The 15,452-nt window shown below is 68.0% G+C and carries 14 protein-coding genes; 8 read left to right on the top strand and 6 right to left on the bottom strand.

The genetic code is table 11. The features are described from left to right. Positions 1-93 precede the first annotated feature (93 nt). The 6 genes from WA670_RS02150 (at position 94) to phoU (ending at position 7,960) form a co-directional block, all read left to right on the top strand. Entirely contained in the window at positions 94-927 is an 834-nt protein-coding gene (locus tag WA670_RS02150; RefSeq protein ID WP_134662108.1) for an alpha/beta fold hydrolase, read from the top strand. Positions 928-1,075: 148 nt separating this feature from the next. Beyond that, positions 1,076-1,639 (top strand): isopentenyl-diphosphate Delta-isomerase, encoded by a 564-nt coding sequence (idi, locus tag WA670_RS02155; RefSeq protein WP_275292918.1) that lies wholly within the window; start codon positions 1,076-1,078, stop codon positions 1,637-1,639. 114 nt (positions 1,640-1,753) lie between these two features. Then, entirely contained in the window at positions 1,754-2,413 is a 660-nt protein-coding gene (locus WA670_RS02160) for a GGDEF domain-containing protein (protein ID WP_051172550.1), read from the top strand. 1,414 nt (positions 2,414-3,827) lie between these two features. After that, positions 3,828-4,154: a hypothetical protein gene (locus tag WA670_RS02165; protein WP_336156794.1), complete on the top strand. Its 327-nt coding sequence runs from the start codon at positions 3,828-3,830 to the stop codon at positions 4,152-4,154. Between the two features lie 1,676 nt (positions 4,155-5,830). Then, a complete protein-coding gene (locus WA670_RS02170; RefSeq protein WP_240691208.1) occupies positions 5,831-7,201 on the top strand; it encodes an LCP family protein in 1,371 nt (456 codons plus the stop codon). Between the two features lie 84 nt (positions 7,202-7,285). Next, positions 7,286-7,960 (top strand): phosphate signaling complex protein PhoU, encoded by a 675-nt coding sequence (gene phoU / locus WA670_RS02175; protein ID WP_037808604.1) that lies wholly within the window; start codon positions 7,286-7,288, stop codon positions 7,958-7,960. 114 nt (positions 7,961-8,074) lie between these two features. On the opposite strand, the gene pstB is transcribed toward phoU, so the two are convergent. From pstB to WA670_RS02205, 6 genes are all read right to left on the bottom strand, one after another. Next, positions 8,075-8,851, bottom strand: coding sequence for a phosphate ABC transporter ATP-binding protein PstB (gene pstB, locus WA670_RS02180; protein WP_009084706.1), 777 nt, complete (start codon positions 8,849-8,851; stop codon positions 8,075-8,077). A 3-nt stretch (positions 8,852-8,854) separates the two neighbouring features. Next, on the bottom strand, positions 8,855-9,769 hold the full coding sequence (pstA, locus tag WA670_RS02185) for a phosphate ABC transporter permease PstA (protein ID WP_037808607.1): 915 nt from the start codon (positions 9,767-9,769) through the stop codon (positions 8,855-8,857). 2 nt (positions 9,770-9,771) lie between these two features. After that, the gene (gene pstC, locus WA670_RS02190) at positions 9,772-10,692 is read right to left on the bottom strand and encodes a phosphate ABC transporter permease subunit PstC (protein ID WP_037808608.1); all 921 of its coding nucleotides are present in this window, start codon (positions 10,690-10,692) and stop codon (positions 9,772-9,774) included. 188 nt (positions 10,693-10,880) lie between these two features. Next, a complete protein-coding gene (gene pstS / locus WA670_RS02195) occupies positions 10,881-12,011 on the bottom strand; it encodes a phosphate ABC transporter substrate-binding protein PstS (protein WP_037808611.1) in 1,131 nt (376 codons plus the stop codon). Positions 12,012-12,250: 239 nt separating this feature from the next. Continuing rightward, a complete protein-coding gene (gene mshD / locus WA670_RS02200) occupies positions 12,251-13,150 on the bottom strand; it encodes a mycothiol synthase (RefSeq protein WP_134727612.1) in 900 nt (299 codons plus the stop codon). A gap of 22 nt (positions 13,151-13,172) precedes the next feature. Further along, positions 13,173-13,904 (bottom strand): winged helix-turn-helix transcriptional regulator, encoded by a 732-nt coding sequence (locus WA670_RS02205; RefSeq protein ID WP_037809366.1) that lies wholly within the window; start codon positions 13,902-13,904, stop codon positions 13,173-13,175. 174 nt (positions 13,905-14,078) lie between these two features. On the opposite strand from WA670_RS02205, the gene WA670_RS02210 reads away from it, so the two are divergent. Then, positions 14,079-14,981, top strand: a complete 903-nt coding sequence (locus WA670_RS02210) for an LmeA family phospholipid-binding protein (protein ID WP_158714415.1) — start codon at positions 14,079-14,081, stop codon at positions 14,979-14,981. 5 nt (positions 14,982-14,986) lie between these two features. After that, positions 14,987-15,421, top strand: a complete 435-nt coding sequence (locus WA670_RS02215; RefSeq protein WP_134727613.1) for a TlpA family protein disulfide reductase — start codon at positions 14,987-14,989, stop codon at positions 15,419-15,421. The last annotated feature ends 31 nt before the right edge of the window (positions 15,422-15,452 follow it).

The raw sequence follows: 15,452 nt of genomic DNA on the forward strand, positions 1-15,452 counted from the left end.
ACGACTCAACTTATTTGTTCCCGTGTAGCTCACATCACAGAGCTGGCGCGGGACCGGCCAAAACTGTCGGTGCCGGTCCGTAGAGTGCGTCTCGTGATCGACCAGCTGACCATCCCGACCGACGCGGGATCCTTCGACGCCATCGCCGCCGGTCCTGAAGACGGCCGCCCGGTACTGCTGCTGCACGGCTTTCCCCAGGCCGCCGTGGAGTGGGAGCACCAGGTGGCGACACTCGGCGTGCTCGGCTACCGCGCGATCGCGCCGGATCAGCGCGGGTATTCGCCGGACGTGCGGCCCGAGCGCCCGGAGGAATACGGCATCACGACGCTGGTGTCCGATGTCGTCGCGATGGCGGACACGCTTGGCTGGAGCAAGTTCGACCTGGTCGGCCACGACTGGGGCGGCGCGGTCGCTTGGTGGACGGCCGACGAGCACCCAGAGCGCCTGCGCAGCGTCACCGTGGTGTCCACTCCGCACCCGGGCGCGCTCGCCGAGGCGATGCGGACCGACGAGGACCAGCACCTGCGGTCGGCCTACATGACGGAATGGCGCCAGACGCCCGCGACCGAGCGCCGCATGCTGGCCGACAACGCCAAGGCGCTGCGCGACATCTTCGACCGGCGCATCCCGCCGAGCAAGATCGACGAGTACGTGCAACGGCTGTCCGAGCCAGGCGCGCTCACCGCGGCGCTGAACTGGTATCGAGCGGGCCGTCCGGGCGGGAAGATCGGCAAGGTCTCGGTGCCGGCGATGTACGTGTGGTCCACAGAGGACGTCGCCTTCGGTTCCACTGCCGCGCTCGACACCGCGAATTGGTGCACCGGGCCGTACCGGTTCGAGATGCTGGAGGAGGTGTCGCACTGGGTAGCGGAGGAAGCGCCGGAGGCATTGACCTCGCTGATCGTCGAGCATCTCGGCAGCCGGTGACACCGGGTTTCGCCTGCGTCGCCGTTCGGTGGGGTGTCCGATGGGCGGGAGATTCGAGCGGTCCGTGAAGGCCTGACACTCGAATCGGGCGAAACGGCCACCCGGCTCGCGGTATCGGCCGGTTCGTGCGTGGTGTTCAGTATCCGGAGTGGACACCAGCACTGAAGCCGAAACCGAACGCGTCGTCTTCGTGACCGAGGACGGCGTGCCGACCGGGGAGACCGGGCCGAAGCTCGCCAGTCACCACGCGGAGACGCGGCTGCACCTCGCGTTCTCCTGCTACGTCCTGCGCCGTTCGGACAACGCCCTGCTGATCACCCAGCGAGCGCTGCACAAGAAGGTGTGGCCTGGCGTGTGGACCAACAGCGTGTGCGGTCACCCGGCACCCGCCGAAGCGCTGGAGAGCGCCGTACGCCGGCGGGCTTCGTACGAGCTCGGACTCTCCGAACTCGACGACCTCGAGTGCGTGCTGCCCACGTACCGCTACCGCACGCCGCCCTTCCAGGGGATCGTGGAGAACGAGTTCTGTCCGGTGTTCGCCGCCTGGACGGACGTCGATCCGCGGCCGAATCCGGAAGAAGTAGGCGGCTGGCGGTGGATTTCCTGGGCCGATTACACACAGTGGATCACGGATCCGACGACTGACGCGAGTTACTGGGCACGTGATCAATTCGCGCAGCTCAAGGACAAAAAGCCCTTCTCCGCGCTCTGAGCGAAGAACTGCGCTGCGTGACATCAGCGGAAGTCCGTCGTCCACTTGAGCGAAATTCACCTTCGAACGTACCGATGACTCAAGCCACCGCTCCTTTACGACGAAAACGATGGAGTGGCGGAGGTCAGAGTGTCGGCGGACGACGAGCTCGGAACGGGGGAGACCGCGCCCGACTTGCTCACGTTGCACGAGTCCATCGCGGACCTGTTCGCGACGCGCGGCGACTGGCGGCGGGCCTACCGGCACCTGCGCTCCGCGCTCGACATCGCGCGGGCGGGCAGCCTGCGCGACCCGCTCACCTCGAGCTACAACCGCCGGTACCTCGACCAGCGACTGCCTGAACTGCCCGCGGCGGTGGCCGTCGCCCTGGTCGACCTCGACCGGTTCAAGTCCGTGAACGATACGTACGGTCACCTTCTCGGCGACCGCGTCCTCTGCCGGGTCGCCGATCTCCTGCAAGAGGGACTGCCCGCCGATGCGTTCTGCGCACGGTACGGCGGCGAGGAATTCGCTCTTGTCCTGCCGGGAATCGATCACCGGGGCGCCGTCCGGGTCGCCGACGCCGCGCGCCGTCGGGTCGCCCGTCACCCCTGGTCAGAACTCCGGCCAGGCCTGCGGGTTACGATCAGCGTCGGCCTCGCACACGGCACCGAATCCGGGCCGCGTCAGCTCCATCGAGCCGACAATCTCCTTTACGCCGCGAAGCGGGCAGGACGCAACAAGGTCGCTTTCCACGACCGCGAGACCGCGCAGGTAATTACGCACTCTGAGTAACGCACGTCTGCGATTACTCCATTCACTGAACCCGATCTTCACCTGTTCGTCCGCTTCAGTGCGCCTTAGGGCGACGCATGGTGAAGAAATTCGCGGGAGGGTGTCGTCACGAACGGCGGGTATCCGTACGATAACGAAAAGCTCCCCCGGTACGACGAGTCCTGGGAGACCCGGCGAAGCCGCCGGGTGTTCAAAGGTAAGCCGCCCCAGCCTGGCGCCTGACGTGCGAGAGGAGACCGAGTGCCCGACGAGCGCAACACCCCCGGCACCGGTCGCCATTCCGACACCACGGCTCGCCCCCGCGGCGGACGTCGCCGTTCGATGGACACTCACGGCGGCATCAGCGTGTCCGACGTGGTCGCGCGGCACACCGGCGAACGACCCGCCTTCACCGAGGACCCCGGAACACGGCATGCGGAGCCGGTGAGCCGGCTCGCGGAACCGGGCACCCGCCGCGCAGAACCCGGCCGTCGCCGCGCGGACGCCGAGCGCCCTGAGCCGGGGCGTCGCCGAGCGGAGCCGGACGCCGGTTCTCCGGGGACGAACGGCCGCGCTGGGTTGCCCGCCGATCCGGGTCGACGGCGGGCGAATGGGCACGCCAACGGGGTCGGCAGCAGGCATGCTGGGCCGGGAGACGGCTCGGATCTGGGTGGCCTGGCGAATGGGCAGGTCAATGGGGTTGGCGGGCGGCACGGCGAACCTGCGGAAGGCGACGCTGCGCCAGCCGGTGGACGAGCGAACGGGCACGTCAACGGGGGCGGCAACCGCCACGGTGAGGCGGTTGGCGGAGAAACCGGCTCGATCGGCAGGCGGGCCAAGCGACACAGCGAGCCCGCGGACGACGCGCCGGTTGACGGACGCGCGAACGGGCACGCCAACGGAATCGGTGGGCGGCACGGTGAGCCTGCCGACGACGCCGCATCAGCTGGTGGATGGGCCAACGGGGTCGGGAGCCGGCATAGCGAACCGGCGGATGGCGACGTCGCATCAACTGGCGGGCGGAGGAACGGGCACGCCAACGGAGCAGGCAGTCGGCACGGCGAACCAGCGGACGGCGACATCCCATCAACTGGCGGGCGGGCGAACGGGCACGCCAACGGAGCAGGACCTGCGGATGGCGACGTCGCGCTAACTGGCGGATGGGCGAACGGACACGCCGGCGAAGTCGGCAGCAGGCACGGCGAGTCTGTCGGGAACGACGCTGATTCGGTCGGCAGGCGCGCGAACGGCCGAGGCAGCCGACGTGGCGGGGCGGCAGAAGACGATGCCGGATCGGCTGGCGGGAATGGGCGGGTCAATGGTCTCGGCGGTGTCGGCAATCGGCACAGCCGAGAGGTAGCTGACGGTCCCGAGCGCACCGGAGTTAGCGGACCGGCGGATGACGTACCCGCGCTGGGGAGCCCGAACGGGGGCGGTGACCGGCGCAGTGGCGACGCTGGTCTTTCTGGCGGACGTCGAGGCGGTTCGGACGTCGACAGCGGTGCCGGGCCTGCGCGAGTGGGTGGGCGGGCGCTTTTTGGCGGAGCGGTACCGGACGGCGTCGGCGACCCGGATGGTTCTGGCAGGCGGCGGGAGCAGGTCGAGTCGGGGGAAGGGCTTGGCGAAAGTGGCTACCCGGCACCTGGTGGTCGGCGGGCTCGACCAGTCGACGGCCGCGGGGAGACCCGGCATGCCGCGCCGGATTCTGAGCTTGGTGACTCTCGGCCTGGTCGTCGCGGTGGCCAGCAGGCCGAGGACGTAGCTGGGCGTCGCGGGGGGCCCGGCGGGTCTCCGGTGATGGGGGCTGGTGGGTCTGAAGCTTCGTCGGTGGAATCGCACGGTGGGGCGGGCGAACCGCGGGGGCGTCGTGCGGTCGAGTCTGGGCAGGGACCGGTAGGCGGGCAGCCTGGGAGTGCCGAGGGTGTCTCTCCGGAGCTGGGGGCGCGGCCGCGGCGTCGGCGGGCGGATGGGCTTCCGCCTCGGCCTCGGCAAGGGGGCGGCGTTCCGGTTTCGCCGGAGCCGCCTGGGCCTCGGCGTCCGCACGGTGCGGAGAGTGCTCCTGGACGGGCTGAAGCGGACGCGCCTGGGCTGGAATTGGGCGGGCCCGATTCCGCGGGGCCTGCAGCGCAGCGGAGGTCCGCCGAGCAAGGGCGGCGGATAACTGATTCGGCGGCGCTTCCGATCGAACCCGACGTGCAGCGAGCGCCGGGGCAGGACTCTGGCGGCCATCGGGTACCTGGGCCGGAATCGGGCGGGCCGCGAAGGCCTGGTCCGCCGAGGCGACGGGCGGCTGGACCGGAAGTTGCCGGGCTGCCGATGGCTGGGCCTGAGGCGGCGCTGCCGATCGAGCCTGACGGGCCGCGCGCGGCTGGGCAGGACTCCGGTGGGCACCGAGTACCGGGGCCGAACACACCTCGTCGACGGGTGGCGGGTCCTGGACCGGCCGGGCGGCGACCCGACCTCGACGGCGTGCCTGGCGGGGCGGAACCCGAGGACGAATTTGAGCGGACGCAACTGAGTCCGGCGCTTGAGCCGGATCGGGTGCGGGGCAAGCAGGTTGAGCATGGGCGCAACGGGCAGGCTCCGCGGCGTGGGCGAGGTGGCGCGCCGGATGGGCCGGGGCTGGCTGCGGCTCAGGGGCTTGAGCAGACCCAGATCAGCCCTGCGCTGGACGGTGACGACGCCGGTTCCGGACGTTCGCGTCGACCGGAACGTCCGCGGCGCGGGCCTGCGCCGGATGGTGGCCGGAGCGCGGCTCAGGGGGCTGAGCGGACTCAGCTCGGCCCGGTGCCGGACGGTGGTCGGAACGCAGCGCAGGGTCTTGAGCGGACTCAGCTCAGCCCCGCGCTGGACGGCGGCCGCGTCGCAGCGCTAGAGGGCGGCCGGAACGCAGCACAGGGCCCGGAACGAACTCAGCTCAACCCTGCGCTGGATGGTGCCCGCGGTGCGGCGCAAGGCCCGGAACGAACCCAGCTCAACCCGGCCCGCGACGGTCGCGGCGCAGGAGTACAAGGCCCTCAGCAAGAGGGCGTCCGAAACAAAACCCAAGACCCCGAACGAACCCAACTCAGCCCAGCCCTCGACGGTGACCTGGACAACGAACGTCCGCAGCGCGGCCGCCCCCGTCGCAGGCCCGGGCCGAATGGTCGGCCGCAGGGTGGTCCGGAGGCCGAGCGGACTCAGCTCAGCCCAGCCGTAGACGGAAAGCAGCCGCTCGCAGCGGATCGGACGCAGTTCACCCCGGTAAAGGGGATCGGGCTCGGCACCGTAGCGGCCGAGGACGCCGAGCAGACGCAGCTCAGTCCGGCGGCGAAACCCGCCGTTGATCCGGAGCGTACTCAGCTGAGTCAGGCCGTCGAGGGGCCGAATGGCAAGCGGCCTCGGCGGACCCCGGCTCGGCCGGCCGCGGCGGTTCGGGCGGAGATGGATCCGCTCACCATGACCGACGAGATGGAGGCGATCGACGAGGCGACTCAGTACCGTCGCAAGATCGATCACAGTCTCGCTCGGTTCTCCGCCGCGCATGATGACGCCGCCGCTGAGGAAGCGAAGCGTCGGGAGCGGCGGGAGCGGCTCACTACCCGGTCGATGGCTTTGTTCGAGCAGACTCGGACTGCGTTGCAGCGGGTGGTATTGCTCGACAAGGAAGAGGAAGAAGAGCAGCCTGCCGAAAAGCCGGAGCAGACTCGGCTGCAGGAGAAGAAACAGCGGCATACCGCGCGCAACGTCCGGATCGGGCGGATTGCGTTGATCGTGGTTGTCGCGCTCATCTTCATTGGCACGGGCGTCGCGTGGGGTGCGGTTACCTGGTTTGACGCCAAATTCGCTCAGGTGTCCGCGCTGGACGAAAACTCCTCAGACATCCAGAACGCCGACGCGCAGGCCAACGACGAGAACTTCCTCATGGTCGGCTCCGATTCCCGCGACGGCGCATCGTCTGAAGAAAATGTCGGGGACGCGTCCAATATCCCGGGCGCGCGGTCGGACACGGTGATGGTGGCGCACGTTCCCGCGGACCGGAAGCGGGTCGTGGTCGTTTCGTTCCCGCGAGACCTGGAAATCGACCGGCCGGATTGCAACCGGTGGGATCCGGCGAAATCGCAGACTACCGACGAGGTCGTGCGCGAGCAGAAGATCGCCAAGCTCAACACTGCCTACGCGGTCGGCGGCCCGCAATGCATGACGAAGGTGATCCAGAAAATCACCGGGCTGCGGATCAACCACTTCGTCGGCATCGATTTCAACGGGTTCAAGGAAATGGTCGACGCGGTGCACGGGGTGACCGTGCACAACGAGAAACCGATCGTCGACACCACGCTCGGCAAGGTGCTGCTCGAAACCGGCGACGTGACCATTACCGGCGACCAGGCGCTGAGTTACGTGCGTGCCCGGCACGTCGTCGGCGACCCGACCTCCGACTACGGCCGGATCAAGCGGCAGCAGGCGTTCATCGGGGCGCTGCTGAAGAAGGTCATGTCTTCGGATGTCGTGCTGGATCCCGGGAAACTGTCCGGATTCATCACCGCGTTCGCGCACGCCACGTTCGGCGACAACCTCGGCGTGCAGCAGATGATGACACTCGCGCAATCGATGCGCGGGCTCGACCCGGCCAACATCAACTTCCTGACCGTGCCCACCGTTGGCCTGCCCAACAAGCGCGGCAACGAAGTTCTGGTGCAGGAAAAGACCAAGAGCCTCTTCGACGCGTTGCGCGACAACACTCCGCTGCCGGGCAACCAGCCCGCCGGAACCGCGGCCAGCGCGCCGCCCGCGAACGCCGGTTCCGGCAAAACCGCCAACACCGGCTGAGCACTCCGGATTCGTTAGACGGGGTTCATACGCGGTTCACCCAGCGATGCGGTATTCGGACAGTCCACGTCGTAGGGTGTGGTCATGCGTGAGGCCTACCATGTCGAACTCGATCAGCTCGCCGAAAACCTGGCCGCGATGTCGGTCCAGGTTGCCGACGCCATGGAGCGGGCCACCAAAGCACTGCTGGAGGTCGACCTCGGCCTCGCCGAGCAGGTGATCAGCGACGACGCGAAGGTGGACGACGCGCGCGCCGAATGCGAGGAGCAGGCGTACGCGCTGCTGGCGCTGCAGGCCCCGGTCGCGACCGATCTGCGCACCGTGCTCGCCGCCATCCACGCGGCGGAAAGCCTGGAGCGCATGGGAGATCTCGCCCTGCACGTCGCCAAGGCCGCCCGCCGCCGCCACCCAGACCCGGTGCTGCCGGAGGCGGTCAAGCCCTACTTCGCCGAGATGGGCCGGGCCGCGGTGAAGCTCGCCCGCCAGGTCGAGGCGATCATCAAGACCAAGGACGTGTCCGCGGCCAAGGACCTCGAGGCTGAGGACGACCAGGTCGACGACCTGCACCGGCACCTGTTCACCGTGCTGATGGACCGCGAATGGCCGCACGGCGTCGCCTCAGCGGTCGACGTCACGCTGCTCGGCCGCTTCTACGAGCGCTACGCCGACCACGCGGTGTCCGTCGCCAAGCGGATGATTTTCGTGGTCACCGGCCGGATGCCCGGCTACGGCACCGACGACGAAGACCTGACCATCTGAGCCAGCACAGCGAAACCGCCGCCCGGCCGTACAAGCGGGGCGGCGGTTTTTTAGTGCGCGGAAAACAAAATGGCCGCCCTGGCCGGAAAACCAGGGCGTCCGTCCACAGTGGAATCAGCCGAAGCGGCCCGAGATGTAGTCCTCGGTGGCCTTCTCGTCCGGGTTGGAGAAGATCTTCTCCGTGTCGTTCAGCTCGATCAGCCGGCCGGGCTGGCCGACACCGGCCAGGTTGAAGAACGCGGTCTGGTCCGAAACCCGCGCCGCCTGCTGCATGTTGTGCGTCACGATGACGATCGTGTAGTCCTTCTTCAGCTCGCCGATCAGATCCTCGATCGCGAGCGTCGAGATCGGGTCCAGCGCCGAACACGGCTCGTCCATCAGCAGCACGTCCGGCTGCACCGCGATCGCCCGCGCGATGCAGAGCCGCTGCTGCTGACCGCCGGAAAGGCCGCCGCCCGGCTTGTTCAGCCGGTCCTTGACCTCGTTCCACAGGTTCGCGCCGCGCAGCGCGCGCTCGGCGACCTCGTCGAGCTGCTTGCGGCTCTTCACCCCGCCGAGGCGGAGCCCGGCCACCACATTGTCCTTAATGGACATCGTGGGGAACGGGTTCGGCCGCTGGAACACCATGCCGATGGTGCGGCGCACCTGCACCGGGTCCACCGCCGACGCGTAGATGTCCTCCCCGTCCAGCAGCACCTGGCCGTCGACGCGCGCGCCGGGAATGACCTCGTGCATCCGGTTCAGCGTGCGCAGCACGGTCGACTTGCCGCAACCCGACGGCCCGATGAACGCGGTCACGTTCCGCGGCGGGACGTTCAGCGTGACGCTGTCCACCGCGTGGAACTTGCCGTAGTAGATGTCCAGGTCTTTGACGTCGATTCGCTTGGCCATGACTCACTTCTTCTTCGGGGCGACGATGCGGGAAAGGACCGTGGCGAGCAGGTTGATCACGGCGATGATGAGCACCAGGGTCAGCGCGGCTCCCCAGATCCGGTCGAAGCCGACGCTGCCGGGGTCCATCGAGTTGGTGGCGCGTTCGTTGTTCATCACCAACGGAAGCGACGCCTGCTCCCCGCTGAAGATGTTCCAGTTGACGTAGGACGTGTACCCGACGAGCACCAGCAGCGGCGCGGTTTCGCCCATCACGCGGGCGAGCGCCATCATGATGCCGCCGAGAATGCCCGACAGCGCGGTCGGAAGCACGATCTTCATGATCGTCTTCCACTTCGGAACGCCCAGCGCGTAAGAGGCCTCGCGCAGGTCGTCCGGCACGATACGCAGCATTTCCTCCGCGGAGCGCACGACCACCGGGATCATCAGCAGCACCAAGGCGAGCGACACCGCGAACCCGCTGCGCGGCAGGCCGAGCGTGGTGACCCACAGCGCGTAAATGAACAGCGCGGCCACAATGGACGGAACACCGGAGAGGATGTCCACCATGAACGTGGTGGCCTTGGCCAGCTTGCCGCGGCCGTACTCGACGAGGTAAATCGCGACCAGCAGGCCGATCGGCACCGAGATGACCGCGCACACCAGGCCCTGAAGCAGGGTGCCGATGATCGCGTGCAGCACGCCGCCGCCGACCTCGTCGCCGAGCACCGAACCGAAGTCCTGGCCCCACCAGTTGGTGTACGGGATCCGCTTGATCCCGTTGGCGATCACCGTGTACAGCACCCACACCAGCGGGATCACGGCGATCAGGAACGACAGCCACACCAGCACGGTGGCCACGCCGTTCTTGACCTTGCGGACCGCGCTCACCTGCTGGAAAGCCGGTGTCGTCGCGGGTCGTTCGAGGGTGGTCGACACGGTCACTCCCCCTTCTTGCCGACGATCGAGCGGGCGGCGAAGTTGACCAGGAACGTCAGCACGAACAGCACCAGGCCGGCCGCGATGTAGGCGCCGGCCGAGGTCGGGTTGTTGAACTCGCTGTAGTTCTGGGCGATCTTCGACGCGAACGTCGCGCCGCCGTCGAAGAGGCTCCAGTCGAAGTTGCGTCCCTGCGGGATCAGCAGAATCACCGCCAGCGCAATGGTTTCACCGAGCGCGCGGCCGAGACCGAGCATCGACGCGCCGACGAAACCGGCCTTGCCGAACGGCAGCACCGTGGTGCGGATGACCTCCCAGCGCGTGGCCCCGAGCGCGAGCGCGCCCTCGACCTGCGCGGTCGGCGTGCGCTCGAAAACCTCGCGGGTCAGCGACGTGATGATCGGCAGGATCATCACCGCCAGCACGATTCCGGCGGTGAAAATGGTGCCGCGCACGTTCGGCGCGATGTTGCCCGGCGCGAAAATCGGAATCCACGAGAAGGTGCTGTTGACCCACTCGGAAAACGGTTCGATCGCGGGCGCGAACACGAGAATGCCCCACAGGCCGAAAATGATCGACGGCACCGCGGCGAGCAGATCCACGACGTAGGCGAACGGCCGGGCCAGCTTCGCGGGCGCGTACTGGGTGAGGAACAGCGCGATGCCCAGCGAGATCGGCATCGCGATGATCAGCGCCACCAGCGAGGTCGCCACGGTGACCTCGGCGAGGTCGGCGATGCCGAACGCCATGTTCGCCGGGTCGTTCGTCGACCACCCGTGGTTGAACAGGAAGTTGACCTTGTCCGCCTTCAGCGCCGGAATCGCCTGGACGACCAGGAAAATCCCGATCAAGGCGATCAGGGCGACGACGAAGATCCCGGCCCCGGTGGTCAGGTTCTGGAAGATGCGGTCACCGGCTCGCACCTTCGTCGGCTTCTTCCGCGCGGGCGGCGCTTCCGGCGCCGGCGCGGGTGGCTTGTCCGAAATCGGATCCTCCGGGAACGCTCGGGCGGACGACGAACGCCCACCGGGGTCGCCGGTGGGCGTTCGCGTCGAGGATTGGTCGCTCATCGACAGTCTCTAGTCAGCCTTCGTACCAGCTAGGTAGTCGCTCAGGAAATTTCCTTGACGGCCTTCAGCACCTTGTCCTGGAGGCTCTGCGGGATCGGCACGTAGCCCTTCGCCGACAGCGGCTGCTGGCCCTCGGTGGCGGCCACCGTCAGGAACGCCTTGACGGCCTTCGCGACGTCCGGGTTCGAGTACTTGGAGCACACGATCTCGTACGTGGTCAGCAGCAGCGGGTAGGCGCCCGGCACGTTGCTGGAGTAGATGCCGTTGAGGTCCATCGCCAGGTCGTTGGTGCCCGGGTGGTAGAACTTCGCGGCGTCCAGCGACTTGGCCACGTTCTGCGCGTTCAGCTCGACGCCGCCGGAGCCGCTGTCGATCTTGGCCGGGGTGACGCCGTCCTTGGCGAACGCGCTCTCCACGTAGGTGATCGAGCCGTCGGCGCCCTTGACGGTGCTCGCGACACCGTTCGAGCCCTGCGCACCGTTGCCGACGCCGCCGTTGAACTTCTTGCCCGCACCCTGGGTCCAGACGTCCTTGGCAGCCGCGCCGAGGTACTTCTGGAAGTTGTCGGTGGTGCCCGACTCCTCCGAGCGGGAGACGACCTGGATCGGCTTGTCCGGCAGGTTCAGGCTCTCGTTGCCCTTGACCGCCTTGATGGCCGGGTCGTTCCAGTTCTTGATGCCGCCGTTGAAGATCTTGGCGATGACCTGCGGGGTCAGCGTCAGGTTGTCCACGCCGGACAGGTGGTAGCCGACCGCGATCGGGCCGACGACCAGCGGGATGTTCAGCGCGGGCGAACCGCAGCGCTTGGTGGCGGCCTCGAGGTCGGCGTCCTTGATCGGCGAGTCCGAACCGCCGAAGTCGACCTGGTTGGCGTTGAACTGCTTGACGCCCGCGCCGGAGCCGGTGCCGTTGTAGTTCACCTTCTGGCCGTTGCACTTCTTGTTGTAGGCCTGGTTGAACACCTCGATGGCGTTCTTCTGGGCCGTCGAGCCCTCAGCGGAAAGCGGGCTCTTGCCCCCGCAGTCGACCTGGGCGGTTCCGGTGGCGGCGGGAGCGGCGGAGTTCGAGCCCGAGCCGCTGCTCGACGCCGAGGGGTCGGAGCCACAAGCGGCGAGGACGAGCGCGGCGCTCGCCACGATGCCGACGGCACCCAGGGGCCGCATGATCTTCACTGCATTTCCTCCACTCGGAGATGTGCCTTTTTGAATCCGGTCGGGATTGGCGGCGAGTGAGCCGCACCGGAACCGGACACTAGGCAGCCTCGGTGGACGGGCGTCCTTGGTTGCATGAACGGCAGGTGAACAAGTCACCGTTTGTGAGCAGGACTACTACCCCGAACGGGTGCCGTGGCCTGCTCGTGACCTGCCAGTACGCAGAAAGTAACACGGGTCACCGGTCGGGTCGACCGTGATCACTCACCGTACTGAACGTCGGTCTCGAAACGCTGGAACCCCAGCTTGTTGTACACAGCCAATGCCGCGGCGTTGTCGCCCTCGACGTAGAGGATCACCCTCGGTAGTCCCCGAGAGCGCAGGTAGCGGAGTCCGGCCAAGGTCAGCGCCTTGCCGAGCCCACTACCCTGAGTAGCAGGATCGACGCCGACCACGTAGACCTCCCCGACCGGGCCTCCGTCGAACCGGCCGGGAACCGGGTCGTGCACCTTCGTCCAGTGGAAGCCGGCGACCTCGCCGTTCTCGTTCTCCGCGAGGAAGAAGCCCGCCGGGTCGAACCAGGCCTGGAGTTCCTCGGCGCGCACCTCGGCGGCGGTCAGCGCGCCCTGTTCCGGGTGCCAGTCGAACGCGCGCGCGTTGACCGCGACCATCGCGTCCTCGTCCTGCCCGGGAACGAAGGTGCGCAGCCGGAAACCGTTGCGCAGCACCGGTTCCGGCCAATCCGCATCGGCAACGTCGACGTGCAGGATCAACAGTTCGCGCTGCCTGCCGAGGCCGAGTTTCGCCGCGATCGCCGCCGCACCGGGGTGATCGCCGTGTGCCCACACGCGCAAACCCTTGTCGGCGCGCTCGACTACCGCCTGCGCGAGCGCGGTGCCGACGCCACGACGCCGGAAATCCGGGTGCACGAAAAGCTCCGCGACCTGATGGCCGTGGGAATCGCCTTCGGTGTCAAGGTGGACGTATCCCGCGGGCGCGCCGTCGAAGCGGGCGAGAAGATGCAGTCCGCCTTCGAATTCGCGCGGCAACGGTCCGGCCGGGTCGACCTCGGGGCGTCCGTCAGTCGCTTTGACCGCGAGCAGCACTTCGCGCACCGCGTCGTCGGGATCGGTCGTCCAGTCGCCAAGGTCGATAGCCACAAACCGACCTTACCGGCGAATGTCAGCGGGAGGTCAGCTCCGAAGCGTCGGCCGGAACGGCGACAACCGGCTTCGCACCCTTCGCCGGTCGCTCGAACTTGTAGCCGACGTTTCGCACGGTGCCGATCATCTGCTCGTGCTCGGGACCGAGCTTCGCGCGAAGCCGCCGTACGTGGACATCGACCGTGCGCGTGCCGCCGAAGAAGTCGTAACCCCACACTTCCTGCAGCAGCTGCGCGCGAGTGAACACGCGACCAGCGTGCTGGGCGAGGTACTTGAGGAGCTCGAACTCCTTGTACGTCAGCTCAAGCGTGCGACGGCGCAGCTTCGCCGTGTACGTCGCTTCGTCAATGACAAGGTCGCCTACGCGCAGTTCGGCGTCTGCCTGCAGGCCGATGCCGTCGCGAGTGGTAGCCAGCCGCAGCCGTGCATCGACCTCCGCGGGACCAGCGGTGGGCAGCAGGATGTCGTCCGTGCGCCATTCGGCGTTGACCGCGACCAGACCGCCTTCGCCGACCACCGCGATGACCGGCGTGCCCGATTCGTCCTCCGCGCCCTTCAACAGACGACACAGGCTCTTCGCGGACGCGAGGTCGCTGCGCGCGTCGAGAAGGATGACGTCCCGGTGACCCGCGTCGAGAAGGGCCGTCACTTCCGGCTCGCGTACGCGTACGGTGTGCGGCAGCAGGTCCAGCGCAGGTAGTACGGAGGTAGCGTCGAGTTCCCCCGTCAGCACCAGCAGGTCCAAGCTCATGATCCGCACCGCCTTCAGATTCGTCGCCTCGAACGTGGCGTCGGTCGGTGCTAAGTGAGAATAGCGGGTGAACACCCCGGCACCTAGCTCGTGCTGGATCGATCACACCTGGTCTAACGGCCGGAGCGTGACCCGCACCACGACGAAATCCACCCGAACAGGAGAACCGAGGCGATGGCGAGCAGGCCCGTGACCCGGGACGACCGACCGGCCCCTAACCCCGGCGGCGGCCGCCGCGGCAGGCGCGTGCGGCGGTGGCTCATCGTGCTGGGAGTGCTGGTGCTCCTGCTGGTCGGTGCGGATTTCGGAGCGGCGGCCTACGCCGAGCACACGATCTCGCAGAAGGCCCGCGCACAGCTCGGGCTGAGCGACGATCCGTCGGTCACCATCCACGGCTTCCCGTTCACCGTGCAGGCGCTCTCCGGTGACTACAGTCACATCACCGTTTCCGCGGACGGCGTGCCGGTCGGCAGCGAACTGCGCGACCTGCGCGTGAGCGCCGAACTCGAGGACGTCATCGCGCCGCTGTCGGACCTCACGTCCGGCAACACCAAGGCGGTGAAGATCGGCAAGCTCACCGGTGCGGTGACGATCAAGGCGTCCGACCTCGCCCGGGTCTCGCCGCTGAACAAGATCCAGAACCTGAAGATCGAGCAGTCGACCCAGGCGTACGTGAAGTACGGCGACACCGAGCAGGGCAAGCAGCCGGACCCGACGCCGACCAACGCCGACGGCGAACCGGCCGACGGCACCAGCGCGGGCGTGCGGATCTCCGGCGACGTGCAGGTGGCCGGGCAGAAGGTGGAGATCTTCTGCTTCGCGCTCATCCAGCTCAAGGAGAAGACGATCTCGATCGTGCCTTACCGGTTGCAGTTCGGGAATGACCAGAGCACCACGATCGTTCCGGAAGCTGTGCAGAAAGCTCTGCTGCCGAACTTCCGGGCCAGCATTTCGACGACCCGGCTGCCGCTGTCGGTCACCCCGACCGCGGTCCGCGTGGACAGCGGTTCGGTGACCATCAAGGGCGAAGCGCACGACGTGAACTTCGCCGACCTGTCCACCAACCACGGAGGCTGATCCCGGTGACCGGAGTGTGGGTGCTGCTGGCGACGCTGGTCGTCGCGACGGCCGCTGGCCTGGTCCTGCGCGCCCGCAACGGCCGGATCCGCGCGGCCAAACCGGCGGCGCAGACCCGGACGCTTCCCGCTCCGGTCTCCGAGGCCCTTGATCCGCAATCCGCCGTCACCCTGGTGCAGATCTCCACCACGTTCTGCACCCCGTGCCGGCACACGCGGGCGATTCTCTCGTCGCTCGCGGAGAAGACCGACGGCCTGCACCACGTCGACCTGGACGTCACCGAACGTCCCGAGGTCGCGCAGGCATTGTCGGTGCTCAGCACGCCGACCACGCTCGCGCTGGACCCGGAAGGCCGGGAACTGCTGCGCGTGGGCGGCGTGCCCAAGGGCCCGGAGCTGCTGGAAGCGCTCCGCCCGCACCTCGCCGCCGCTACGCGCTGACCTCCGCCTGGCTGCCGCGCCGCGCTCCCGC

It is taken from the genome of Amycolatopsis sp. VC5-11 (assembly GCF_037034185.1).
In the GTDB taxonomy this organism is placed as follows: Bacteria; Actinomycetota; Actinomycetes; order Mycobacteriales; family Pseudonocardiaceae; genus Amycolatopsis; species Amycolatopsis nivea.

What these genes read in the sequence shown, in the direction of transcription:
- WA670_RS02205 (WP_037809366.1), bottom strand. Translation starts at nt 13,904, where the DNA reads ATGAGCTTGGACCTGCTGGTGCTGACGGGGGAACTCGACGCTACCTCC.
- phoU (WP_037808604.1), top strand. Translation starts at nt 7,286, where the DNA reads ATGCGTGAGGCCTACCATGTCGAACTCGATCAGCTCGCCGAAAACCTG.
- pstB (WP_009084706.1), bottom strand. Translation starts at nt 8,851, where the DNA reads ATGGCCAAGCGAATCGACGTCAAAGACCTGGACATCTACTACGGCAAG.
- WA670_RS02170 (WP_240691208.1), top strand. Translation starts at nt 5,831, where the DNA reads ATGACCGACGAGATGGAGGCGATCGACGAGGCGACTCAGTACCGTCGC.
- WA670_RS02210 (WP_158714415.1), top strand. Translation starts at nt 14,079, where the DNA reads ATGGCGAGCAGGCCCGTGACCCGGGACGACCGACCGGCCCCTAACCCC.